The following is a 400-nucleotide window of genomic DNA, read 5'->3' on the forward strand; positions in this document are numbered from 1 at the left end:
TTATCACTCGCCTGGATATCAAGATTGGCTGCATCTACTCCTGTATTCACATGTTCATCTACCGGACGAATAATGGCTTGTCCTCTGCGAATATAGTCGTATACGCCATGACCCTCCAAGGCCAGCTCCCTTCTCCTCTCTTCGGCAATTTTTTCTTTAAGAGCTTCCCCCGTTTCGGTTACACGATGGGAAGCAAAGTTGGTTGTTCTGTTTTCAATAAGTGTATTCAAATAGTTCAAAGCTTCAGATTCACCTCCGCCGGCACCGTGCGCAGCTGCTTCTGCTGCAATTAAATACATTTCGGACAACCTGAGAACAGGAATATTGTGAGCACTCAGCCCTCCGCCTTCGCTTCTGTTAGTATATTTTACAAAAGCCTGCTGTGTACCTTCCTTATCCT

The 400-nt window shown here is 45.8% G+C and carries 1 protein-coding gene; it reads right to left on the minus strand.

The window, feature by feature from the left end; translation table 11 throughout:
* Positions 1-338: RagB/SusD family nutrient uptake outer membrane protein (locus HC176_RS17140; RefSeq protein WP_245234948.1), on the minus strand; the 338-nt coding region annotated here is incomplete at its 3' end.
* Positions 339-400 lie beyond the last annotated feature (62 nt).

This window comes from Tamlana crocina, from assembly GCF_012037625.1.